The sequence below is a fragment of the Flavobacterium jejuense genome (assembly GCF_006491595.2).
GTDB lineage: Bacteria > Bacteroidota > Bacteroidia > Flavobacteriales > Flavobacteriaceae > Flavobacterium > Flavobacterium jejuense.
This window is the reverse complement of sequence record NZ_VEVQ02000002.1, coordinates 453967-479454: the sequence shown is the minus strand read 5'-3', so window position 1 is coordinate 479454 and position 25488 is coordinate 453967. Positions and strand designations below refer to the sequence as shown.

17 protein-coding genes are annotated in these 25488 nt (G+C 29.5%); 5 read left to right on the top strand and 12 right to left on the bottom strand.

The features are described from left to right. Positions 1–19: 19 nt before the first annotated feature. Positions 20–3028: a KAP family P-loop NTPase fold protein gene (locus FIA58_RS04790; RefSeq protein WP_140960605.1), complete on the bottom strand. Its 3009-nt coding sequence runs from the start codon at positions 3026–3028 to the stop codon at positions 20–22. 820 nt (positions 3029–3848) lie between these two features. Beyond that, complete coding sequence (locus tag FIA58_RS04785; protein WP_140960603.1) at positions 3849–4331, bottom strand: hypothetical protein; 483 nt, start codon at positions 4329–4331, stop codon at positions 3849–3851. A 196-nt stretch (positions 4332–4527) separates the two neighbouring features. On the opposite strand from FIA58_RS04785, the gene FIA58_RS04780 reads away from it, so the two are divergent. Both FIA58_RS04780 and FIA58_RS04775 read left to right on the top strand, forming a co-directional pair. Beyond that, positions 4528–5022 (top strand): helix-turn-helix transcriptional regulator, encoded by a 495-nt coding sequence (locus FIA58_RS04780; protein WP_140960601.1) that lies wholly within the window; start codon positions 4528–4530, stop codon positions 5020–5022. Next, positions 5022–5663 (top strand): nucleotidyl transferase AbiEii/AbiGii toxin family protein, encoded by a 642-nt coding sequence (locus tag FIA58_RS04775; RefSeq protein ID WP_140960599.1) that lies wholly within the window; start codon positions 5022–5024, stop codon positions 5661–5663. The genes FIA58_RS04780 and FIA58_RS04775 overlap by 1 nt, the downstream gene beginning before the upstream one ends. 342 nt (positions 5664–6005) lie before the next feature. Here the strand turns inward: FIA58_RS04775 and FIA58_RS04770 are convergent, their stop codons facing one another. The 3 genes from FIA58_RS04770 to FIA58_RS04760 are packed head-to-tail and all read right to left on the bottom strand — an operon-like array spanning position 6006 to position 9590. Beyond that, positions 6006–6743: a phosphatase PAP2 family protein gene (locus FIA58_RS04770; RefSeq protein ID WP_140960597.1), complete on the bottom strand. Its 738-nt coding sequence runs from the start codon at positions 6741–6743 to the stop codon at positions 6006–6008. 7 nt (positions 6744–6750) lie between these two features. Beyond that, positions 6751–7629 carry a diacylglycerol/lipid kinase family protein gene (locus FIA58_RS04765; RefSeq protein ID WP_140960594.1) on the bottom strand — a complete coding sequence of 293 codons (879 nt, stop codon included), beginning with the start codon at positions 7627–7629 and terminating at the stop codon, positions 6751–6753. Then, the gene (locus FIA58_RS04760) at positions 7629–9590 is read right to left on the bottom strand and encodes an LTA synthase family protein (protein WP_140960592.1); all 1962 of its coding nucleotides are present in this window, start codon (positions 9588–9590) and stop codon (positions 7629–7631) included. The genes FIA58_RS04765 and FIA58_RS04760 overlap by 1 nt, the downstream gene beginning before the upstream one ends. A 134-nt stretch (positions 9591–9724) precedes the next feature. Here FIA58_RS04760 and FIA58_RS04755 point away from each other — a divergent pair, with 134 nt between their 5' ends. From FIA58_RS04755 to FIA58_RS04745, 3 genes are read left to right on the top strand one after another with little or no spacing between them, the layout of a single operon-like run. Then, entirely contained in the window at positions 9725–10405 is a 681-nt protein-coding gene (locus FIA58_RS04755) for a response regulator transcription factor (protein ID WP_140960589.1), read from the top strand. Further along, positions 10402–11685, top strand: coding sequence for a sensor histidine kinase (locus FIA58_RS04750; protein WP_140960587.1), 1284 nt, complete (start codon positions 10402–10404; stop codon positions 11683–11685). Before FIA58_RS04755 ends, FIA58_RS04750 begins: the two co-directional genes overlap by 4 nt. Before the next feature lie 34 nt (positions 11686–11719). Next, complete coding sequence (locus FIA58_RS04745; protein WP_140960585.1) at positions 11720–12142, top strand: PepSY-like domain-containing protein; 423 nt, start codon at positions 11720–11722, stop codon at positions 12140–12142. A gap of 143 nt (positions 12143–12285) precedes the next feature. Here FIA58_RS04745 and FIA58_RS04740 read toward each other — a convergent pair whose 3' ends face one another. From FIA58_RS04740 to FIA58_RS04710, 7 genes are all read right to left on the bottom strand, one after another. Further along, positions 12286–13005 carry a COG4705 family protein gene (locus tag FIA58_RS04740; RefSeq protein WP_140960583.1) on the bottom strand — a complete coding sequence of 240 codons (720 nt, stop codon included), beginning with the start codon at positions 13003–13005 and terminating at the stop codon, positions 12286–12288. Further along, positions 12998–13744, bottom strand: a complete 747-nt coding sequence (locus FIA58_RS04735) for a COG4705 family protein (protein WP_140960581.1) — start codon at positions 13742–13744, stop codon at positions 12998–13000. The genes FIA58_RS04740 and FIA58_RS04735 overlap by 8 nt, the downstream gene beginning before the upstream one ends. A 30-nt stretch (positions 13745–13774) precedes the next feature. Further along, positions 13775–16186, bottom strand: coding sequence for an outer membrane beta-barrel family protein (locus FIA58_RS04730; RefSeq protein ID WP_140960579.1), 2412 nt, complete (start codon positions 16184–16186; stop codon positions 13775–13777). Positions 16187–16301: 115 nt separating this feature from the next. Then, a complete protein-coding gene (locus tag FIA58_RS04725; RefSeq protein ID WP_140960576.1) occupies positions 16302–16943 on the bottom strand; it encodes a carbonic anhydrase in 642 nt (213 codons plus the stop codon). Positions 16944–17207: 264 nt separating this feature from the next. Beyond that, positions 17208–18083: a PorP/SprF family type IX secretion system membrane protein gene (locus FIA58_RS04720; protein ID WP_140960574.1), complete on the bottom strand. Its 876-nt coding sequence runs from the start codon at positions 18081–18083 to the stop codon at positions 17208–17210. Positions 18084–18101: 18 nt separating this feature from the next. Further along, positions 18102–22040, bottom strand: coding sequence for an HYR domain-containing protein (locus FIA58_RS21710; protein ID WP_140960572.1), 3939 nt, complete (start codon positions 22038–22040; stop codon positions 18102–18104). A gap of 141 nt (positions 22041–22181) precedes the next feature. After that, a complete protein-coding gene (locus FIA58_RS04710; RefSeq protein ID WP_140960570.1) occupies positions 22182–25298 on the bottom strand; it encodes an FG-GAP-like repeat-containing protein in 3117 nt (1038 codons plus the stop codon). Positions 25299–25488 lie beyond the last annotated feature (190 nt).

Below are 25488 nucleotides of genomic sequence, written 5' to 3'. Positions count from 1 at the left end.
ATTTACTTCGTAATTTATATTATTGTTTCTTTCTTGGTTCTATTGATATCACTTTTAGGTAATAATTATTATTCTTTTGTGGAATTAAATTTTTACCGTTATCTATATTGTTTGCAACAAAAGCTGTTTTTTCCCAATCTGTGAATGGTAGAATTGAACGATATAATTCTTGAGTAAAAGATAATACTGGATTATTACCTAAATTTTCTTTTAGATATACGAACATATAATAAACTACATTATTCGAGAAATTATATTCATGTATTCTTATACCATATTTTCTTTCAAGATCTTTCTGACTATGAAGACCTTCTATAAAATTTAAGCTATTTGTTTCAAGAACAAGTTGTGTCAGCCCTTGATTTTCATCTTTACCTATTTTAAATTGTTTTAAATATTCAATTTTTGCCAACATCAAAGTTGATTTTTCAAATTTAAACATACAAGTATATTTAAATTCAGAGATTTGAAGAAGATTATATAAGGCTAAAAATTCCTCGATTTCAGAATTATTTGAATCTTTATGAGATTTAACAAATTGAATGAAATTTATTTTTGAATTAAAAAATTCATTTATCACATCTGCAATTTTAAATGATGATGATGGCCATGAATCTAAATCAGTTATTTGAGCGCACAGCAATTCTAAATTACTAGTACTCCAAAATTCAATTATTTTTTTTGTTACTTCATTTTTAATTCCAGATTTAATTGTATGATAAACATGATATAAAGAATAATTATTTGGATTACTTATTAAACTTGCAGAATCCTCTAGATATTCTTGGAATAATTTTAAGATTAATTCATTTAATTCAAGAGGTTTAAAACGCCAAAGAGTAACTTTAAATTTACTACCTAAAGCACCATTTCTTAAATGTCCTAAAAGAAGAACTCTTGTTTCAATGTTAAAAGTTTTATTTTGAAAAATATTTTCTAAAGACCACTGTTTTAAATCTATATTTAAACCTTCCTCTTCATCATTTAATTTATGTGCAAATACACTAATTTGTAATATAATGTTAGCCTCGTAAATTGAAAAATCTCTTCTTTTTTCAAAAATATATACTAATGCTAAAATTGAATTTTTATATTCACTTTCATTTTTGGAAGCTGTAAAAAAATTAAATCTCGACAATAATTGTTCTAATTTATTATTTTTATAAAACTCATCTATTATGTTAATAATGTTTTCTAATTCAGAATTTATTAATGTCGTAAATTCATTATTTATAAGTCTATTTTTAGGTACTTTTTGTTCTAATAATATTCTTAAATTATTCTCATTTTTAATTGAGCTTACATCATTATTAGTGTTTTCAATCCCAAACATAAATGCTAATGTTTTCAGCAATAAATACTTATTTTCACAATCAATAGTTTGATCCTCTAGTAAACAATTATTAAAAAATTCTTCGTTATAGAGCTCATATTTTTTAGGATTAAAAGATTGTTGTTTTGATAAAATTTTAAAAATTTTATCACTACTAAATGATTCACTATTGTTTTCATTACCGTCTATTTTTTCTTTTAGATTATATTTTCCTTGATCATCTAATTCTATTATATCACCAATTCCTTGCTTTAGAATATAGATGAAATTTGGAAATTTTAATTTAAAATAGGTAAAGTTTAAAAAGTCTTTCATGTCAATTTCACCACCAGTACTTGGAAAATCATAAATCACTTGATTAACCAATCTTTTGACATCTCTTATGTTTTTTACATAATCATTAAATAAATTTCCTTCGTTATCAATTGCTTCCATAATTTTATACCCAAAATCTGGAGAACCACCGTTTAATATGGAAGAATTTAATTCTAAAAGAAAACGTTCTTTTAATTTTGATTTATCAATTTCTGGTAAGTAAATTTCTAACTGAAAAAATTTATCAATGAAACTTGAATGAAATATCTTCTTGCTTTTTTTGAGACTTCTTAATACATATTCTTTATCCATTGCCACAACAAATGTTGTGTTTCTAAAGTCTGCAGTATTTCTAATTAACTTAAATACTTGAAGAATTTCATCCTTATTAAGTCTATCTAAATCATCAATAAAAACGATTATTTTTTTATTGACATCCGAGAGCATATCGTTAATCAATGAATATAGTTCGTTTGCTGATGAATTCTTGAAGTCAGTTACGTGGCTTTCTATGAAACCAAGAATATTTTTATTTTCGTAAATATCAGTAATTGTTGAAGAATATTCTGTTATTAGATCAGATAATTTTCCGCTGTAAGGTTTTAGTTCATTACTTAAGCAAGTAAAAAACTCATTTATTATATCATTTTCTTTATGATTTAAGTAAGGTAGAAAATTAAAAATTATAAATGGAGAATTATTCATACAAATCTTTTCTTCTAATTCTTTTTCAACCATCTTCAATACACTGGATTTTCCATTACCCCATGGTCCTACTAAACCAATTGTAAATGATTTCTTGTGATTATCGTTATATAAAATATCGGTTAAATTCTTAACCGTTTCCTGATAATCTAATTTATCATCAGCTTTTATTAAAATTGGACTATCATCTAATAATATGTTATTTGCTGATTCTATTTCTTTATTTTCACCCAAATAATCAAGATATCTAATGAAAATAACAAATAGAGTAAGTATTAAAATAATTATTATAAGATTGACATAAAAAACATTTAAACCTCCAAACTCAAATTTTACTAAAGTCCATTTGTTTTCAGGAATCCAATAACTAAAGTAACAAACTAAAAATAAAATAAGAAATATTAAATTAATTTCGTTTGTTGAGTTATTATATTTGTTTTTTAATATTTTATAAGAAATACCTATAAAACTTAAAAAAAGTATTAATATAAAGATTGAAATTACTAAAAAGCTATTTGGAAAGACTTTAGGTGTAAAATAATTATTAATAAAATTACTAAAAAAATCATTATATATAAAAACAGTTATAATAAAGATAAGGTTTAATATAATTCTTTTTATAGTGAAAGATTTTTTAATATCTTTTTCTAAAATTTTTATGTATTTTTTTTTCATTTACAACTTCTTAAAATTCTCTATTATCTTTTATTGAAAGGATTCTCTTGCAAACTGTACTTGCAAAGTAGCTCGTAAAACAGCCATTTTATATTCAAACAAAATACCATCATCTCTAACTTCTTCTGTACCTAAATAAATACCCAGAGTTACTTTGCAATCTTGTTTTTCTCTTCTTCACAATTCCCTCTTTTTCCTAAAGCACCATTTTTAGGTATTTTAAGTATTTCATAGTGTACAACATAAGTGCTTTAAGAAAACCATCAGCAACACAAAGTCTTTGCATTGATTTTTCAACTACTACACAACGCAATTCATTAACTACTTTCCAAGTTATTGTTCAAAATTAATATCGGCTTTAATAGTATTTTTACCTATATAGATTTAAAAAACTAGTATTTATCAAACCTACCAAAAATAAACCATTTCAACAATATTAGTATAGGTATTTCTACCTGTTTTCATATTCATTAAGTTTTATACTTCATTTTTGAGCTACGAATGGGATGCTTACAGCATGACAAGATTGTGGCTAAAATTTTTGTGTTAAAAAAAAGATGATAGCAATAATAAAACAACCCTCAAAAAGCAACTCAAAACCGCTACCCTATTAAATATTCTAATTAATATCTTTTTGCTATTAATTAATAGCTTTGAGAGTATAATTAATACCTTTTAGGTTCTAATTATAATGTTAGAGACTATAATTATAGTCTTTTAGATTATCGATAATCTCTTTTAGCTTATAATTTGAGTATTTTAGGTATAAAACAAAAAAAGACCCCATTGCTGGAGTCTCTATTATTAAAAATCACTAAACTTATTCTGGTTTTTCTTCAGTAGGTTTTCTACTTCTTTTAGCAAAACGTTGGCTTAAATCTTCGTAAATAGGTTTTGCGGTTACAATTCCTTTGCTTTGAGCTTCTTTTACTTGTCCGTAATACAACATAGAAGCTTGTAAAGCTTCACTACCGGCCAACATGATAGTGTCGTTTAAATCTGAAGTCAGTTGTGTGGCTAAATTAGTCAATGGGTTTAAGATAGAAACAACGGCTTCGTCTTTTAAAAATTCTGTTTTATCCATGTAAGCAGGTACAAACTCTGGATTGGTTTCTACATAGGATTTTGTTTTTTGCACTGTGGCAACTGTTTTGTCTCCCATTTTAAACAACGATACTCGTTCTTCTGCGGTAAGTCCTTGTAAAAAAGGAGCTAAAGCCGTTTTACATTCTTGTAACTTTTGGGTCACCGTATCAATTACTACTTGAGGAATTTCGATACTAATTTGATTTTTTGTACTCATCTTTTATAGTTTTAAAATTTAACAATACTTTTCCCAAAACAATTTGTATACCATAACATACTCTTTAACAAACTTTTATAATATAAATCACATAATTTTAAGATTTACTACTCCTAAATTTCCTTTTTACTCAAGACTATACTTTATACTATGTTTATACTATATTTATATAAACAAATTTGTTTATATTTGTACTATGAATTTTCAATTAGAAAAATACAAAGGCATACATCCAGGAATCATTTTAGAGCGTTTATTAGCTAAAAAAGAGATTGCTCAGCGTCCTTTTGCAATTTCTATAGGTGAACATCCACAAACTATTAATGCTATTACAAAAGGGAGAAGAAACCTTAATACTGCATTAGCTTTAAAAATCGAAGCTGCTCTAAATTTAGAAGAAGGAGCATTGGCATTTCTTCAGACCTATTACGAAATTGCTCAAATAAAAAAGAAAGCACTTCGTACTCCTAACCTATCTAATCTACGAAAATCTCTTTTTTGGGATACCGATATTTCTAAAATTAATTGGGACAAACAATATAAAGCGATTATTCAACGTGTATATGAACGTGGTAATGAATTAGAGAAAAAAGAGTTAGAAACTTTTTATGGACCCACTAAAATTAGAACTGCACTTCGAAATACAGAGCGAAAACCCTATACCATCTATCAAAATAAACAAAAGATATAATGCTTTATTACAATACTGTAAATGAGTTATTAAAAAATACGCTCATAACCGTAATGAACGCAAGTATTTTTGATAATTTTAGACTTGTTGGAGGTACTGCACTCAGTTTACAAATAGGACATAGAGAATCTATCGATATCGATTTATTTAGTGATGCAGATTATGGTTCCATTAATTTTGAACAAATTGATTCCTTTTTAAAAGCTACTTTTAATTATGTCGACTCATTAGATATTCTACCTGCATTGGGTAAGTCCTACTTTATTGGAGATAATGAGGATAATACCATTAAATTAGATATTTTTTACACAGATCCGTTTGTTCAACCTTATATTGAAGAGGAAGGAATACGAATGGCATCTATTGAAGAAATTATTGCAATGAAAGTGGATGTTATCCAAAGAGTTGGTCGTAAAAAGGATTTTTGGGATTTACACGACTTATTAGAATCTTACAATATCACACAAATGCTAGATTTGCACGAGCAACGTTATCCCTATGCACATGATAAAGATTTGATTATTAAAAATTTTACTAATTTTGATCAAGCAGATGATGATTTTGACCCTATTTGCTTCAAGGGAAAGTATTGGGAATTTATAAAAGAAGATTTTGAAGAGGTAATCAAAAATAATTTTTAATTCTTTTTCTAAACAGCTCTTGTACACCTCTACCTTATTAAACCTTTATGAATAAAGAGAAAAAAGATATTGTATCGGGAAATAATTACTGTAAGAATTAGTTCCTAATTTTTTAAAATTAACAACACTCGTTTGCAATAAAAGCATTCTCTTGAGACTAGATTTTGGAAATCCAAGTAGAAACACATTCAGTTCTAGCTAGATTTTGGAAATCTGGGTAAAAAAATAGAGACTGGAGATAATTTTGTGAGTTTACAAAATTATCTCCAGTCTCAGATTTGTAAATTAAAATGATGGTGAAATAAAAATATCTTTTTTACCCTTTATTGAAATGGAATAAATCTAAAACATACAAACCAACCCAATTCCTAGTTCTTTCCCATTGTAAAATGGTGCCGTAACTAATCTAGTAGTAGTTTCTTTTTTAAAAAGGAGTTTTTGAATTTTAGGTTGTAACCAATACGCAGCTTTGGTACACAGAATACCTATTCCTGCTCCTGCAGCTACATCGGTTAACCAATGCCTATCGTTATAAATACGAAACATTCCTGTGCCTGTTGCTACTAAATATCCAGAAATACCATACCAAATGGATTGGTCTTTGTATTCTTTCCAAAGAAATTCAGCTCCTGCAAAAGCTGTTGCTGTATGTCCTGAGGGAAAAGAATTGAAAGAAGAACCATCTGGTCGTTCTATCTTAGTAATACTTTTCAAGGATAAAACACTTGCTGAAACTAATAAATAAGAAGTCGCTAAAATTACGGAACGGTCTTTAAAATTGTGCTTCCCTTTAATACCTATTGCATTTAAGCCATAAACACTCGCTGCTGGTAAGTACTGACTAAAATCGTCTATAGTAATCTTTTCATCAATACTTTCATTTACTTCTTCTTTAATTTCAGTATTAAAACCTTTAACTCCATCACTTTCAATTCCTATGACTCCATATCCAATTAAGACTGCAGGAATAAGTAAAGCCTTAGCTTTTAGCTTATAATGTTGGTTTGTAGAATCTATTACACGAACTTGAGCCTGCAAAAAAGAACAAACAAAAAGGAGTAAAAAAAGTGCTTTTTTCATACTAGTATTAAATCAATATAGTTAACCCATTTTCAATTATCTGAATTTCAATTATGTTTGTATTTAAAATATAAGATTCTCCATCAATCTGAGCTAAACTAGTACAAGCATCACTTATTTCAATAGTTACATTTTTAATTAATTGATGATTTACTGATTTTAATTGATCTACCTTATTTCTTAATACAGCAATTCCTAATCTTATTTTATCTAAAAGGTTTAATTTAGTAACAATTATTAAATCTAAAAATCCATCTGATAAAGAAGCTTTAGGGGTCAATGACATATTGTATCCCATTTCATTTGAATTTGAAATAAAAAATAATAGCGATTTACAATTTTCAATCTTTTTATTTATGGAATACTTAATAACATTAGGTTTGTAATGTAAACCAGTAGAAATACTAGCCTTAACATAAGAAATTAAGGTTCGTGTACCTGATTTTTGATATTTTTCTATTATAGCTGCATCAATACCTATACCTGTGTTGCTAAAAAAATACTTCTCGTTTATTTTACCAACATCTATTGTGCTTGTATTTTTGTTTTTTATTATTTCAAAAGCCTTTTTAATATCTCTAGGAATGTTCAAGTTAGATGCTAATCCGTTACCAGATCCAACGGGTATTATTCCAAATTGAATAGTACTACCTACCAAACCACTGGCTACTTCGTTAATTGTTCCATCTCCACCACAGGCTATAATTACATCTGGTTTATCTAAAATAGCTAATTGAGTTAGTTCTATAGCGTGTTTTTCATATTTGGAAGCACTAACTTGAATTTCATATTCCGATGTGTCAAAATAACTTCTTACCAGTTGTTCTGTAATCAAATGGTTTCCTTTTCCAGAAATAGGATTAACAATGAAATGGAGCTTTTGCATTAATTTAATAATTTATTGGTAAACAAATAATCGGCTGTTTGGTACCATGCAATCGTTTCTTCTAAAAAGGCATTATCCATAGGCAATTGAGTTAAATTATTTGATTCCTTATCCCATTTATTAAAAGTTTGTTTCTTCTGATCTGAGAGAATCATTGCTTTATCTTGTTTCATTAGTGTTAACTTTCTGTAAGTACCTAATAGTGCTCTTTCTTCAAATGAATTACTCAAAACATTTTTTCCAAAAAAATCAGATTCGTAACTCCAATTCATAATCCCAAATAAAGTAGGAAACAAATCAATTTGAGAGCATTGCTTTGTAATTATTTGATTCTCAATTTCAGAAGCATTAACTATAAATGCAGGAATATGATAATTAGCAATATCTATTTCATTCTTGCCAGCACTACTAGCACAATGGTCTGCAATGATTACGAATATAGTATTTTTATACCATTCTTTTTGCTTTGCTTTCCTAAATAATTGTTGTAAAGCATAATCGGTATACTTAACAGCTCCACTTCTGCCTGTCCCTGAGAGAATATCTATTTTGCCTTCTGGATAGGTATAAGGCCTATGATTAGATGTGGTCATGACAAAGTTGAAAAATAATTTATTCTCATTATGGTATTTATCAGCTACAGTAATCATTTTGTCAAATAAGTTTTCATCACAAATACCCCAAGCATTTTCAAAAGTTACTTCATTATCTTCAATATTATATCTATTTGTTTTTATTTCATCATTTAATATACTACCTCTACCTCTGTCATAAATATCAAATCCATTCCCTCCAAAAAAAGAATTCATATTATCAAAATAACCATCCCCACCATAAAAGAAATTAGTTTTGTATTTTTTTGATTTAAAAACATTAGAAATAGTAAATAAATTATGGTTTTCTGGTCTTTTAACTATACTTTGTCCAGGTGTAGGCGGAATACATAATGTTACAGCTTCCATTCCTCTTACAGTTCTTGTTCCTGTTGCATATAAATTATCAAAAAAAAAACTTTTGGTAGTTAAACTATCTAAAAATGGAGTAATATTTTCCTGATTGCCATATTTATTTAAAAAACTAGCGCTCAAACTTTCAACTAAAATAAAAACAACATTTTTTCCTTTAGTGTTAATTTGCCCATTATCATTTACTTTTCTATGTATTGGATATTTTTTGGAATTAAATTTAGAATTGGGCTCTTCTAACTTGTGCTTTATAATAGCAAAAGCTTTATCATTGTCTATTGTGGTGTAAAATTTTTGATATTTCATTTGATTGTTTCTAAAAGCTGCAAAAAAAGAATAAATACCTGCTTTTGAAATTTCGTCATTATATCTATTTCCCATTCTTTCTGCAAGAGTATTAGGAATAAACTTTATATAAAAAAGCACTATAAAACTAAAAGTAAAAAAAACTAATAATCGTGTCTTTACTGTTATCTTTTGGGCAAAAGTATTTGAATAAGCCTTTTTCTTATGAAATAAAAACAATAGCAATAGGGTAATGAATAGAACTATTCCAATAAGTAAAGTAAGATTATAGGATTCTTTAATATTTGAAATTACTTCATAGGTATAAATTAAATAATCTACAGCAATAAAATTAAATCTATTTTTAAATTCTTCCCAGAAAGTAATTTCTGCTAAAAATGTAAATACTAGAGTAAATAAAGTTAATGTTGAAAAAAAGTAAATTATTATTTTATCAAATAAACTACCAATCCATTTATTAGGAAAAATAGAAAGGTATATGACAAACGGCAAAGAAATCATGAAACAGACTCCTGTATCAAAAACAAAACCAAGACAGAAAGTAAGTAATACATCAGAAATTTTTAATGAAACTTCATCAAAATGCCAAATAAAAAAGACAAGTCTTAGCAAAAACGAAAAAAGTAAAAACCATAAGTTAAAAACTCTCAACAGAGCATATCTACTTTTTGAAACTAACAATTTTATCATATATCCTAATTTAATACACAAAATTGAGTTCTAATTCTGTAGTAAATCTGTATTTTTGAGATAGAATCTATTTTTTATACAGAATTAAAACAGAATTGGTATCGTATTTTACTTCAACAAATTTTTTTATTAAAATGAAAGTACTTATTGTAGAAGATGAACAAGAAATGAAAGATAGTATTTACCAATATCTAGAAATTGAAAAATATTTGGTTGAGTATGCTTCTGATTATGAACTAGCTTATGAAAAAATTCATCTTTATGAATATGATTGTATTTTAATTGACATAACTATACCTAAAGGATCTGGTTTAGATTTAATTAAAGAAATTAAAACAACAAGACCAAAAACAGGTATAATCATTATCTCTGCAAAAAATTCAATTGATGATAAAGTTGATGGGTTAAACTTAGGAGCTGACGATTATTTACCAAAACCCTTTTATTTAGCAGAATTAAATGCTAGAATAAAAGCATTAATTAGAAGAAATAATTTTGAAGGTACAAACTCTATTAAGTTGAATGAAATTGAAATTATTCCTGAAGAAAGAAAGGTTTTAGTAAATGGTTCTGTTATTAATTTAACTACAAAAGAATTTGACTTACTGGAGTATTTTATTATCAATAAGAATAGAGTTATTCAAAAAAACGCATTGGTAGAACATCTTTGGGGCGATAATGCAGATCAATTCGACAATTTCGATTTCATTTACAATCATGTAAAAAACTTAAGAAAAAAATTATTAGATGCTAATTGTACCGATTATTTAAAATCGATATACGGAATAGGTTATTCTTTTAAAACGGAAATATGAAACTAATTAACAAAACCAGTAGGTATTACATTCTACTTACTTTACCAGTACTTTTAGCTTCCGCATTATTTTGCTATTGGTTTATGTTGCATGAATTAGGAGAGAGTAGCGAGTCTCTTTTAATTTCTAGAGTAAAAGTAATTGAAAATCACCTTATAAAAGGAGATTCTTTAATTCTTGCTGTTTTTCAAGAGAATAATGAGTTATATATTAAAGAAATTGATACAAATGTAACTATTCCTCAAAAAATAACAGATACTTTAATTTATTCTAAGATACAAAAAGAATATATTTCAAATAAAATACTCCAAAAAAGTATACAGATTGATACCAAAAATTACTTCATAAAAGTTTGGAAAAGTTCATTGGAATTTGATGAAATTTTAGAAATAATATTTTATGTTTTCATCAGTATTCTGGTCTTGTTACTACTCACTATTGTATATATTAACATTCGAATTTCTAAAATAATATGGGCACCTTTCTTTCACACCGTTAGTAGTATTAAGAACTTTAAAGTATCTGACAAAAATGCTTTACAATTTCAAGATACCTCGATTTCTGAATTCCAAGAGTTGAATAAATCAATTGAAATGATGACAGAAAAAATGGTTTTAGATTACTCCAATCAAAAAAAATTTACTGAAAACGCATCCCATGAATTTCAAACACCATTAGCTATTATTAAATCTAAAGTTGATTTATTGCTTCAATCAAAAAACATAAACGAAAATGAAATGAAATTACTAGCTTCTATAGATGATACAGCAAATCGTTTAAGTAAAATAAATAAATCCTTGCTATTATTATCTAAAATAGAAAATGGTCAGTTTGAAAACAATAAAAAAATAGATATTAGACCTATAATAGATAAAATAATATTTCAAAAGGAAGATCTTATTTTAAGTAAAAACATTTTTATTGAAAACACTATTGAATCTAATTTCTCTCTTTTATTAAACGAAGAATTAGCTTATATTCTTTTAAGCAATTTAATTCAAAATGCAATAAGACATAATCTTACTAATGGAAAAATAATCCTCACAACTAGAGGTGAAACACTAGTAATAAGTAATACAAGTATTGAAAAAGAACTTGATCAATCTTTAATTTTTGAAAGGTTTGTTAAAAAATCAAATGATCAAAAATCACTAGGCTTAGGGCTTTCTTTAGTAAAGGAAATAGCCGATTTAAATACTATTGCAATTGAATATTCTTATACCAATGAATTGCACTTTTTCAAACTTACACAAAAGAATAGAATCCAAATAGATTCCTAATCTACTTTTGACTATAACTTTAATTATTTTTATTATGAAAAAATTATCATTTACAGTGATAATAGCCATTTCATCAATGGCATTATCACAGGCTCAAGAAAAAAAAGTTCCAGATGCTGTTATAAAAGCATTCAAGAAAGAGCATCCAAATGTAAAAGCATCATGGGATATTGAGAAAAAGGGTTTTGAAGCTGAGTTTAAAATGAATGGGAAAGATGCCTCGGAAAATTATTCTTCAAACGGAAAAAAAATGGCAACAGAAATTGAGATTGAAGAAAAAGAATTACCTAAAAAAGCATTAGAATATGTTCTAAAAAATTATCCTAATAAAAAAATAAAAGAAACGGCTAAAATTACTGATGCAAATGGTACAATAACATATGAAATTGAATTAAAAATAGATACTAAAAATACCGATTTGCTTTTTGATAGTAATGGAGAGTTTATTAAAAAATAGATCTATAAAACAATTTTCATTTTAAATAAAAAAGCCGACTCACTACTAATTTGATTCGGCTTTACTATAATATTTTGAAAATGGTTAAAATACTAATTTACTACTTATATTTATATTCTTACCTATTTTGTTTATTATCTAAACTATAATTTTTGAGATACTTTTTTTGGGTAAAACATTTTTTTATCGTAAACAAATAACAATATAAATAATACAATTAAAAAAACACTTGTCCATATATTTCCTAAATTCAGTCCTATTGGTTTTGAAATATAGTTTCCAATTGTCGCTCCTATTGGATGTATTATAATTAGTGCGGTCCAATAAAAAAAGGTGGAAGATATTCTTTTTAGGCTTACTAAAAGTACTGATATAAGTAATAAAACAAATAAAAATATTGAACCTCCAAATGCTCCTAATGGAGTGTCATTAGTTAAAAAATCTCCAGAAGTTGTTCCAAAGGTGCTTGAAACAATAATGGCCATCCAATATAAAAATAATTGCATATTAAAATTTTCTTTCTTTACTAATTTCATCAAAAATATCAAAAGTAAAAGAGTTCCAAGAACTAATAACGAACCATTAATTGTTCCAAGATTTAAGTCTATACAAATCAAATCAGCAATATTTGTTCCTCCAATATTGCCTATAATAATTAATAACCAATATAAAATAGCATTTTTGTTTTTAGAAAATAAAGTGTAAAAAATTGAAGCTAAAAATAGAGTTCCTAAAATTATTGAACCCATTTTATAACCTAGACCTAGATCTCTTGATATATAATTTCCAACAATTTCCCCAATGGTTGTAGCAATTATCATTAAAAACCAATAAGTCTTTGTCGGTTTTGGAATATTAATCATGCTTTTTGTTGTTTAACTGTATATGTGATACATAAATTAGAATTAGCATTATTACAATAGAAACTACTGAAGATCTTAAAGTTCCCAAATCTAATCCTCCGCTTGCTATTGGCTTTGTCAAAAAATCTCCAAAAGTGGCTCCAAAAGGTCTCGTAAAAATAAATGCAATCCAAAATAAAAGCACTTGATTTATTTTGGTAAAATAATGCAATAAAAAAACTATCAAAATTATAACAGCAGTAACCATCGCACCATTTAGGTAACTTAGCCCAATAACATCACTTAAATAATCTCCAAAAGCAGTTCCTAAACTATTAGAAAATAGAATTGCAATCCAGTAGTAAATTTCTTTATTTCTTGATAAAATTGGGTAAACAAGTAATGTTTTGAATTTTTTATACCAAAATAATAAGGTTAATAGCAATCCAAACAATAAAACTAGGCTTCCTAATGTATACCCAAGTTGTAAACTTCTATCAATAAAATCTGAAATTTCTGTTCCTAATGTCGTTGTAGCAATAATAACTAACCAATAAAATATAGGAATATATCGTTTTGTTACTAATTGTATAGTTAGCATAATTAAAAAAGATGCAAAAGTAATCGCTATTCCTGTCAAATAACCAAAGTTTAGAGTTATTGACAAATAATCCCCTAATGTTTCACCAAGTGTAGTGGCTACAATTTTCATTAACCAAAACAGTATTGTTATTTCCGCTACTTTGTTTAGTTTGTCCATTATTTTATTTATTTAGTCCATTTTTAAACTTTAAAATTTATAATTGTACCCCAATCGAATTACTTGTGTTTCTGCATAATTATTACTAGTATAATTAAAATTGGCTCCATTTATTGTTGACCTTAAAACAAGTGTATTAAAGATATCCGTGGCATTAAAAAACAATTCTCCTTTTCCATTTTGGATCATTTTTTTAATTCCTAAATCAACTGAATATCTAGATTTTAGTTTGCCTTGTGGGATAATTTCTGGTGCTAAATAATAACTAGAAATTTGTCCTGAATAATTTTTATTGAATTTAAAAATATTGTTCCATTTTATATTTCCAGAAAAAAGAGTTTGTGTATCTGAAGCATAAACTGAGGGATTAGGATATAAATTTATTATGCTAAAAGCATTTATTTGATTGTAATAAAAATTGGTATTTAAATTATAGGTATACCAATCATTGACTTTATTATTGAAAATAAACTCAACTCCTGTGTTACTACTTTTCCCTACATTTTGAAACACATTGTATAATATCGTACTATTTGAATCTGTTGTGGCTATTCTGGTAATAGTGGCATCTATCATTTTATGATACAATGCTGCATAAAAATAACCTTTATTGTAATTTTTCTTATAACCCATTTCAATAGTATTAGTATATTGAGGTTTTAAAGCTGGGTTACCTACTTTAATAATTTCTGCATCATCATATTTTGGAAAAATTCTAATATCTACTTCATTTGGTCGATCTACTCTTCTATTATAAAAAATAGAGATTTTATTGTCTTTATTTATCTTGTAAGAGAAACGAAGGTTTGGAAAAGGTTGAAAATAATTGTATCCATCGCTTTTATATGTTGGGTGATTAGGATTGACATAATAGTTTAAATTTACATACTCAATCCTTAACCCAAGTTCGGCCTGTATTTTATTATTTTCATAATTGTAGTTAGAATAAATGGCAGGAATAATTTCTTTATAGGTTGCTTTACCTCCAGCATTAGCATCTATAACAGAATTAGAACCTGGAAAAAATTGCATATTTGTGGGTATCTCTCTATATCTCAATTTTAATCCTGATTCTAATTTTCCATGTTTTAAAGGTTTAATATAATCAACATTTAAATCGGATACTTTTTCATCTGATAGCAGCTTAAAAGCATCTTTACTAGTTCCTGATGATAAGATATTATCAAAAAAGTACTTTTCATCTTCTCTATGAAATGTAAAGTTAAAATTAACAGTTAACGAACTTCCTATTTCTCTAAATTTATGCTCATAAGAAGTTGATGTCATAAAGGTGGTTTTTACTTCATCTTCTAAAAACTGCCACAAGCGTAGTCTTTGGGAAAAATCAGCATTAAAGAAAGGCTCGTCTCCATTATCAATGATTTTTTCTAAGCCATACACTGTAGAAAAAGTAAAGTTATTTCTCTCATTAATTTCCCAATCGATTCCCGATTTTAGGGTTAAGAAATGTGTATTTCTATTACGTTTGGTTTGTTGGTTAATTATAGTTCCATCTGTATAAGTCCTAGTAACAAATTCATTTTTATTTAATGTTTCTGTATACAAATAATCGGCATTAAAAAAAACATTAATCTTATTCTTCTTATAGTTCAAATTCAGGGAAGGATTTATTTTAGGCGTTGTAGTATATTGCGGACGAATAGTTGGCAAATTTTCTTTACGAATCCATAGAGAACCTAAGCCAGAGGTTAAACCCGCTTTACCTGTTAAGCCATCCGTTTTATTCTTTTTATAAATGATATTGATGATTCCTGCATTTCCATTGGCATCAAATTTTGAAGAGGGATTATTTATAATTTCAATTTTTTCAATAGAAGAAGCTGCTAAATTATCTAAACCAGATTGGTTACCAAAGCCTGTTAAAGCAGTTTGTTTTCCGTCAATTAGAATAACGACTTTATCATTTCCTCTTAAAGATATTTTACCTTCTTGTACACTTACTCCAGGTAAATTTTGCATCATTTGTAAAACAGAACCTCCAGATTGGCTAATGTTATCACTTACTGTAAATGACTTTTTATCCATTTTATCATTTATGTCATCCGCTTTGTAAGTCACTTCCACTCCTTTCAAAGAAGTAATATCTTCTTGCAAAATTATTTTACCAACATCTAAATAATCAGATACTTCTCCTACATATATTGGTGTTTCATTGGTTGTAAAACCTAAATAAGAACATTTAAGAATATAATCTCCTTTAGTGATACCCTTCATAGAGAAAATACCATTTTCATTAGTTATAGTTCCACTTATAAAAGTAGCATCTGCTTTATTTTCTAGTGTTACATTTACATAGGGTAAGCTATTTTTCTCTTTATCCATAATAGTCCCAGAAATGGTAACCCATTTATTTTGTGCTATAGATTTAATTCCTAATACTAAGAAAGTTGTAAAAAATACTATTCTAATTTTGTAATACATTATTTTGAAAATTTTATTTTTCAAATTTGAGAATCAATTCTGTATACAAACTGTATTTTTTAATGTAAGAGAAGAATATTGTTTTTATTCGATTATAATTTGTGTTGTATTTATACTACTTTTCAGTTCCAAGATTATATATTTCTTGTGTTTCCTTTAATTTTTCATAAAAATCAATTTTTAAATCTATCAACCTTCCTGTATGAATATCAAAAACCCAACCGTGAACCATAGGAAAACCTGTATCTAGGTAATGTCTTTGTACAACTGCTGTTTTAATTACATTGATACATTGTTCTTCTACATTTAACTCTATTAATCTTCTGTACCGTTCTTCTTCTCCATTGATGGCATTTAGTTCTTTTATATGCAAACGATACACGTCACGAATGTTCCTCAACCAAGGATTTAAAATTCCTAAATCTTTTGCTTGCATAGCTGATTTTACACCTCCACAATCATAATGACCACAAACCACTACATGTTTCACTTTTAAATGAGCAACAGCATATTCTATTACTGATGCTGAGTTATTGTCATTGTTTGGAACTAAATTAGCCACATTCCGGTGTACAAACATTTGACCAGGTTCTATACCTGTCATTTCTTCCGCTGTAACTCTACTATCACTACAACCTATATATAAAATTTCTGGAGATTGACCTTCCGCTAAATATTTAAAAAAATCTATATTTGAGGCTTTTTTACTCGCAATCCAATCTTGATTATTTTGAAAAATTTTATTGTATAATTCCATAATTTATTTTTAAATACTCTCTAATTAATTTAATAATGTTTTTTTACTTAGTTTGCTCTTCTCCATCAATTACAATGAGTCACTTCTATTAAAATTAAAAAGCATACTACTACAGTTTTTAAAGTAAAATAAGTTTTTAATTTAAGTAACTTTTCTTGTTACTTATATTGGGTATAAATGTATCAAAAAAAACAAAACCACTTCAATTGAAGTGGTTTTGTTTTTTAATCTGCTTATTTATGAGAAAAATATTCCTAGGTTTTATTAAAATTGAAAACTTAGTCCAAACTCATGCGTTCCATTTTCATATTTATTAATATCGCTACTATTGGATTCATAAGCATATCCTAACTTAAGTCGGTCTTTAATGGTAATATAGAGAAGCCCTCCAATGGCTCTATCCCATCTATAATTTACACCTACATCAAATTTCTTAAAGAATTCGAAAGTTCCTGTAGCGTCTGTAATAATTTCTTCTTCTGATACGCGTACCAAAGTAGAAGGTATAAATGTAATAGCATCTGATAAATTGAAATGATAACCTCCACTTACATACAATTGAGCTTTGTTATTAGCCTGAGTAGCAACTCCATTTTCATCTGCTACACGATCGGTTTCAAAAAGTCTAGGAACGGATAGTGATGCAAAATAGTTGTCATTTTTTAAATAAAAACCAACACCTATGTTAGGATTAAAATAATTAGTGTTTTGAGAAAGAAAAGGATCTGCTGGTAAATGTAACTTTTCAAAATCTATATTTACAAAGGAACCTCCTGCTTGAATTCCAAATAATAAATCGGTTGCTTTTGCAACTTGAATTTTATATGAAAAACTAGCAAACAAAGAAGTATTTTGTTCAATAAAGACTTTATCAGCTATAACAATAACACCTACATTCATTTTATCTTTTATGGGAATACCCAAACTAATACTTTGTGTTTCAGGAGCATAATCAATTCCTAAAAATTGACTTCTAAAGTTCGTTTTAATAGTTACCTTATCATCACTACCAAAAGCTGCTGGGTTAAAAAAGTTTGTATTATACCGATATAAAGAATAACTAGGTTCTACTTGTGCGATTCCATTAAATGAAATGATTAAAAGGAATAGTGTCGAAAAAAATATTTTATATAGTTTCATTTTATCTTTTATAAACAATTAGTAATTAATGTATAACCATCCTTTAATAAATAAGGAACCATCTCCAAAAATATTGATGCTAAAATAGTAGGATCCAACTGGTACTAATTCTCCTGATCCATTTCTATTTCCTGACCAATTGTTTTGATAATTGATAGCGTTATAAACCGAAACTCCATTTCTATCAAAGACTTCAATTTTAGCTTTTGGGAAATTGGTAATATTTTCAATAACCCATGTATCATTTTGACCATCATTATTGGGTGAAATACCTAAAATGGGAGTAACATCTGGATTTTGTTCAGTATCACAAGGATCTGCAATATTATCTAAATCTAAATCAAAACCTGTAAAAGAGATATATGCATCAGCAGTATTACTATTCCCATTACTATCGGTTACTGTTAGTGTTACCAACTGTACCTCATCTAATCTTGGGCAATTAAAAGTTGTAGTATTTAAGGATATGTTCTGAATACCACAAGCATCATAACTTCCATTATCTATCATTTCAGGAGTAATTGTAGCTGTGCCGGAATTATCTAATGCTACACTAACATCTTGAGTAATCACTACTGGATTAGTAGTATCTTCAACAGTTATTAACGCTGTTGTATTAGCTGTATTTCCACTAGCATCAGTTACTGTAAGAGTAACCACAACTGGATTAGTTATATCTGAACAATCAAAGGAAGTGATATCCAAAGTCATAGTAGCAATAGTACAATTATCTGTACTACCATTATCAACCATTGCTGGAGTAATAGATGCATTTCCAGAAGTATCCAAAGCAATCGTAACATCTTGAGTTTGCACTATTGGAAGTTCAGCATCAACAACTGTGACAAGCTGTGTACAAGTAGTTGTATTACCAGCATTATCCGTAGCTGTCCATGTTACTGTAGTAGCTCCTATTGGAAAAGCGGTTGGAGCATCATTAGTAACTGTTGGTAATCCGCAATTATCTGTAGCTGTGGCTATTCCTATTGAAGCGGTTGATGTACATTGTCCTAAATCTGTATTGAGTGTAATTGCAGTTGGACATGTAATCACTGGAGTTTCTGCATCTACTACTGTGACAAGTTGGGTACAAGTGTTTGTGTTTCCAGCACTATCTGTAGCTGTCCATGTAACTGTTGTATTTCCTATTGGAAAAGGTGTTGGTGCATCATTAGTAACTGTTGGTACACCACAATTATCTGTAGCAGTTGCAACACCAATGGCAGCAGTGGATGTACATTGTCCTAAATCTGTATTGATGCTAATCGCTGTTGGACACGTAATCACTGGGTTTTCTGCATCTATTACTGTGACAAGTTGGGTACAAGTATTTGTATTTCCAGCACTATCTGTAGCTGTCCATGTAACTGTGGTATTTCCTATTGGAAAAGGTGTTGGTGCATCATTAGTAACTGTTGGTACACCACAATTATCTGTAGCAGTTGCAACACCAATGGCAGCAGTGGATGTACATTGACCTAAATCTGTATTGATGGTAATTGCTGTTGGACAAGTAATTATTGGGTTTTCTGCATCTACAACGGTAACTATTTGTGTACAAATTGCTGTATTTCCAGCAGAATCAGTTGCTGTCCATGTAACTGTTGTATTTCCTATTGGAAAAGGTGTTGGTGCATCATTAGTAACTGTTGGTACACCACAATTATCAGTAGCTGTGGCTACTCCTATTGAAGCGGTTGATGTACATTGTCCTAAATCTGTATTTATTGTAATTACTGTTGGACATGTTATCACTGGATTTTCTGTATCTACAACGGTGACTATTTGTGTACAAATTGCTGTATTACCTGCACTATCTGTAGCTGTCCATGTAACTGTGGTATCTCCTATTGAAAAAGCGGTTGGTGCATCATTGCTTACTGTTGGCACTCCACAATTATCAGTGGCTGTAGCTACTCCTATTGAAGCCGTTGATGTACATTGTCCTAAATCTGTATTTATTGTAATTGCTGTTGGACATGTTATCACTGGATTTTCTGCGTCTACAACGGTGACTATTTGCGTACAACTTGCTGTATTTCCAGCACTATCTGTTGCTGTCCATGTTACTGTAGTATCTCCTATTGGAAAAGCTGTGGGCGCATCGTTTGTTACTGTTGGTACACCACAATTATCAGTGGCTGTTGGTGTTCCTATTGAAGCAGTTGACGTACATTTTCCTAAATCTGTATTGAGTGAAATTGATGTTGGACAAGTAATCACTGGGTTTTCTGCATCTACAACTGTTATTAATTGCGTACAAGTTGCTGTATTTCCTGCAGGATTAGTTGCAGTCCATGTTACTGTGGTATTTCCTATTGGATAAACTCCCGATGCATTATTCGTGTTTGTGAAATCGTTAGTCGCATATCCGTTACAAGAAACAGCTCCATAAGTCCAAGCTGTACTTACATCACTATTGATTAAAGTACCAGTATAACCGTTTCCAGTGGCATCATTTGCAATAGTACTTCCAGAAGCTTCATCTAAACGATAGTAGGCAACTAAATTAGCATCAGTTTCTGAAACACAAGTGTTCATTGAAGCCACTATAGCTGCGTTATTCCTTTCTTGGTTCCAAATTCGTAATTCATCTATTTTACCATTAAAGAATTGAGCGCTATCGGTTCTAGAACCAATAGTCATACGATTATCATTTCCCCAACTACTTGTACCTCCACTAACTGTATTTTGTAGCTCAACACCATTGATAAGAACAGTAATTGTTTTTGAAGTGGCATTCCATTTAAAAGCCAAATGTGTCCATTGATTCACAGGGATACTTGTTCGAGTATCTAAACTATAAGTAGTGGAATTATCATTTACATATAAATAAGGCACCCCTGATAAGCTTACTAATATAGTTGCAAAATTATTTGAATCTAATTGTGCAAAAAACAATCTACTAGTAGTAGTCGGAGACTCTCTAGTGACCCACATTTCAACGGTAAAACTGTTTGCACCAATATTATTGAATACGGTAGGAAGTGGCGCTGCAATATAGTCATTTGTTCCATCTAAATCTATAGCATTTCCATTAGTGAAGCCTTCAAAATCTGGAAGTACTACATTGGCTTCACATTGTCCAGCATCATTATTTACTGTAAGATTTGCAGGACAAGCTACCACTTTAATATAAGCTGTTTTAGTAAGCGTTCTAGAGCAACCATCAAGATCTGATACCGTTAAACTCACTGTATAATCTCCTGAAGTTGTATATGTATGAGTAGGGTTTTGGACACTAGAAGTACTACCATCTCCAAAATTCCAACTCCAACTAGTAATTGGAGCACCGAAAGTGGTTAAATCTGTGAAAGTAACACTTGTATTGGGCTGTAATAATGTTTGATTGGCTTGAAAATTAGTATTAGGTCCAACGGCTTGTGCCGCATTCGTAAATACACCCGTATCGGTATTACCAAAACTATCCGTAACAGTTAAGGAAACAGTATAGCTACCTGGAGTATTGTAAATGTGTGAAGGATTTTGGTCAGTAGAAGTAGTACCATCTCCAAAATTCCATAGCCAACTAACAATAGGTGCACCGTTAGCTACAGAAGCATCAATAAAATTGGCTGTTAAAGGCGCACAACCAAAATATCCAAATGTTGGTGCATCTATATCAGCTACTGGTTTAGATATTTTAATATAAGCCACTTTGTTTTCAAAATCAGAAAGTCCAGTCATCGTATCTTCTATGGTTAACCTTACTGTATATTCACCATAAGAAGTATAACTGTGAATTGGATTTTGAGCTGTGGATGTACCACCATCTCCAAAATTCCATAGCCAAGTATCTGGAATAACTGATTGATCTGTAAAAAAAACAGTATGTGGTGTTGAATTTCCTACTACTGGGCTTGCAGTAAATGCGGCATCCGGTATAGTTTGTGCTTGTAGTATTACAATTCCTAAAAGGAAAAAGAACACTGTGGTAATAGTATTTTTTATACTCATGATTGATATTTTAATGTCACCAAAGTTATTATTATTATTTTACTATAAAAATACGTAGGGTATGTAAATATTACGTAGAGTACGTAAAAAAAATAAGCATTGACTAGAATCAATGCTTATTTAAAAAAATTATTATTGGTATTATTCTTTACTTATTTTCTTCAGAATAGTTCCTTCAGTACTGTATAATTGAAGAAGATAAGTACCCGTATTTAAGGTACTCATATCTAAAACATAGGAAGTCATCGTATTATTTTCAAGAATATTCTTTTGTACCAAACGTCCAGAAAGATCATAAATTGCAATACTTTGTATACTGTTATCTGAATTTGATTGTATCGTTAGCTTATCTTTTACTGGATTAGGATAGATTGCAAAATGTTCTTCAAGAGAAAGATTAGCTGTACTTAAAGTGGGATCAAAAGCTTCATACCAAGAAATTCTATCGCTAAACTTCCCTACAACGATATCTAAATCACCATCATAATCCATGTCTCCTGTAGTAATACTTGAAGCACTATTGGAATTGGATGTTATTAAAACCTTTGTGAATATTGGATTTGAAGCACCATCATTTTCATAATAATCGAAGGTATTTACATTGGCTACCAAAACATCAAGATCACCATCGCCATCCACATCACCCACATTCACTGTTAGTAAATCACTTACAGTAGATGAAATTACTGTTTTTGTAAAAGTAGGATTCGTTGCGCCATCATTTTCGTACCAAGCAATAGTGTTATCTGCTGTAGAAGTAGACAAAACATCTAAATCGCCATCATTGTCAAGATCTCCTAAAGAAACTGCTTTTACTGTCATGGCATTTGTTGTAATGATATTATTAATAAAGGTCGGATTGGGCGCACCATTATTTTCATACCAAGATACTGTATTGCTATATCGTAAAGCAACTAACATATCTAGATCACCATCATTATCAAGATCTCCCACAGCAATATCATGTATACCACTAACAGTAGTACTAATGATATTCTGACTAAAACTAGGATCGGAAGCACCATCATTTTCAAACCAAGCCAAAGTTTGATCACTTTGAGAACCTGAAATAATGTCTAAATCACCATCATTATCTAAATCCCCTACTGCTAAACGATAAGCCCAATCTGCTGTAGTTGTTATAATGATTTTTGTAAACATAGGGTCTGCATTACCATCATTTTCATACCAAGCTACTGTATCATCTTGAGAAGACGAAGAAACAACATCTAAGTCACCGTCATTATCTAAGTCAGCCACTACTACACTTGTTGCAGAATTAGCTGTTATCGTAATGGTGTTTTTTGTAAAAATAGGATTTACAGGATCTCCATTATTTTCAAACCAAGCAATAGTATCATCATTAACAGATGAAGACACAATATCTAAATCCCCATCATTGTCAATATCTGCTAGGCTAATTTTTGTAACATAATCTAATGCTGTTGTTACCGTGTGATCCATGTATGAAACTGGTGAAGGCATACTAGCTGTTTCTACTACAAAACTAAACATGGAGGGATTACGCAGAAAATAACCTTCTTCCGACGATAAGTTAGTAGTCAATACCACTGTAATAAGCTCTCCTGGTTTAAAACTATTTAAAGGGTTAAATACTAATGTGGAAGTACCCCCTCCAGTAAATGCACCTTCAATAATACCTGTTTGTGCACCTGTAATCAAAATAGAATTTAAATTAATTGTAGTAGCATCAAGAGTTGTAGTAAAATTTATTATAATAGGGCTATCCACTGGAACACTAGTGGATTGAGCTACAGGAGAACTTGTTGTAATTTGAAGTTCTGTAGTGGCTTCATACCAAGCAACCGTATCATCATTTGTTGAGGCTACAAATATATCTAAATCACCATCTCCATCAACATCCCCCACACTGATACTATTAGCCCCATCAGCTGTTTTTGTAATTATTTGCTCCGTAAAACTGGGTGCTATTGCTCCGTCATTTTCAAACCAAGAAACGGTATCATCATAATTTGAAACTGCAAATATGTCTAAATCTCCATCTCCATCAATGTCATCAATAGAAACTCGTCTCGCTCCATCTGCTGTGTTGGTTAGTACAATTTTTGTAAATGTTGGATTAGAACCTCCATTATTTTCAAACCAAAAAATAGAGTCATCGTCTCTGGAAGAAGCTGCAATATCATAATCGCCATCACCATCTAAGTCACCAAATGAAATATCAGTAGCATTATTAACTGAAGTACTGATGATACATTCTGTAAACGTGGGATCTATTCCTCCATCATTTTCAAACCAAGAAATTGTATCATCGTATCTAGAAGTAGAAAAGATATCTAAATCCCCATCACCTTCCATATCACCAATAGTCAATGTATAAGCTCCATTTGTGGCTGTGGTAATAACAATTCGAGTAAATGTTGGATCTGCTGCACCGTCATTTTCATACCAAGCTACAACATCATCAAATAAGGAAGCCGACAATATATCTAAATCGCCATCACCATCCATATCACCAACAGTGACACTTGTTGCAAAATCGGCAGTATTCGAAACGACTATCTTTGTAAAAGAGGGTGTAGTTGCCCCATCATTCTCATACCAAGCAATGGTATCATCTTCGGCTGAAGCTGATAAAATATCCAAATCACCATCATTATCTAAGTCGCCAACAAAAACAGCTGTAGCAAAATCTGCTGTGTTTGTTACTACATGTCTGGTAAAAGTAGGTTGGTCCGTTCCATCATTTTCATACCAAGCAATAGTATTAATAATTGAAGCAGCAGTTACTACATCTAAATCACCATCATTATCAATATCTGCAGTATAGAGATCTGTAGCATAATTTTCTAAAGTTGATATTTCTCTTTTTAAAAAGCCTAATGGAGCAGCGACCGAATTTGAAATAATCGTAAAATAAAAAACAGTAGGATTTGCTAACGCAACATTTCCTAGAGTAAGGTTATTAGTAACTACTACTGTAATCACTTCTCCAGGTTTAAAAGTTGCATTTGGAATAAAGGTTACAACAGGTGTTCCCTGACCAGAAAAAACACCAGCAATCAAACCGGTTTGTGAACCAGATACAAGAATAGTACTAGCATTTAGTGTGTTTGCATCTGTAGTCGTATCAAAAGTTAGGACAATATTCGTATTCGCTGGAATATTAGTTGTGTTTCTTAAAGGAGTTGTGTCAATTAAGTTTTGAGCAAACCCATTATGGTCATTCAAAAAAAACACTGTAATTGCCATCCATACTAAGTAATATTTTTTCATCGCATTTGTGATTTAGTTTGTGCATACAATATTATAATAAACAAGGACTAAAAACCATACGTAAGAATGGTAAATATTAAGTAGCATACGTACTCTATAAAATAAAAAAGACCTTAACCACAATTTTGTGTTAAGGTCTTATACTAATTAAAATACTAGAAACTCATGTAAAGTAAGACTAGGCAGAAAT

Excerpts from the sequence above, each read along its gene's own strand:
- FIA58_RS04730 (WP_140960579.1), bottom strand. The coding sequence starts at position 16,186 with ATGTATTACAAAATTAGAATAGTATTTTTTACAACTTTCTTAGTATTA.
- FIA58_RS04710 (WP_140960570.1), bottom strand. The coding sequence starts at position 25,298 with ATGAAAAAATATTACTTAGTATGGATGGCAATTACAGTGTTTTTTTTG.
- FIA58_RS21710 (WP_140960572.1), bottom strand. The coding sequence starts at position 22,040 with ATGAGTATAAAAAATACTATTACCACAGTGTTCTTTTTCCTTTTAGGA.
- FIA58_RS04720 (WP_140960574.1), bottom strand. The coding sequence starts at position 18,083 with ATGAAACTATATAAAATATTTTTTTCGACACTATTCCTTTTAATCATT.
- FIA58_RS04745 (WP_140960585.1), top strand. The coding sequence starts at position 11,720 with ATGAAAAAATTATCATTTACAGTGATAATAGCCATTTCATCAATGGCA.
- FIA58_RS04785 (WP_140960603.1), bottom strand. The coding sequence starts at position 4,331 with ATGAGTACAAAAAATCAAATTAGTATCGAAATTCCTCAAGTAGTAATT.
- FIA58_RS04765 (WP_140960594.1), bottom strand. The coding sequence starts at position 7,629 with ATGCAAAAGCTCCATTTCATTGTTAATCCTATTTCTGGAAAAGGAAAC.
- FIA58_RS04740 (WP_140960583.1), bottom strand. The coding sequence starts at position 13,005 with ATGATTAATATTCCAAAACCGACAAAGACTTATTGGTTTTTAATGATA.
- FIA58_RS04750 (WP_140960587.1), top strand. The coding sequence starts at position 10,402 with ATGAAACTAATTAACAAAACCAGTAGGTATTACATTCTACTTACTTTA.
- FIA58_RS04735 (WP_140960581.1), bottom strand. The coding sequence starts at position 13,744 with ATGGACAAACTAAACAAAGTAGCGGAAATAACAATACTGTTTTGGTTA.
- FIA58_RS04780 (WP_140960601.1), top strand. The coding sequence starts at position 4,528 with ATGAATTTTCAATTAGAAAAATACAAAGGCATACATCCAGGAATCATT.
- FIA58_RS04725 (WP_140960576.1), bottom strand. The coding sequence starts at position 16,943 with ATGGAATTATACAATAAAATTTTTCAAAATAATCAAGATTGGATTGCG.
- FIA58_RS04775 (WP_140960599.1), top strand. The coding sequence starts at position 5,022 with ATGCTTTATTACAATACTGTAAATGAGTTATTAAAAAATACGCTCATA.
- FIA58_RS04755 (WP_140960589.1), top strand. The coding sequence starts at position 9,725 with ATGAAAGTACTTATTGTAGAAGATGAACAAGAAATGAAAGATAGTATT.
- FIA58_RS04770 (WP_140960597.1), bottom strand. The coding sequence starts at position 6,743 with ATGAAAAAAGCACTTTTTTTACTCCTTTTTGTTTGTTCTTTTTTGCAG.
- FIA58_RS04760 (WP_140960592.1), bottom strand. The coding sequence starts at position 9,590 with ATGATAAAATTGTTAGTTTCAAAAAGTAGATATGCTCTGTTGAGAGTT.
- FIA58_RS04790 (WP_140960605.1), bottom strand. The coding sequence starts at position 3,028 with ATGAAAAAAAAATACATAAAAATTTTAGAAAAAGATATTAAAAAATCT.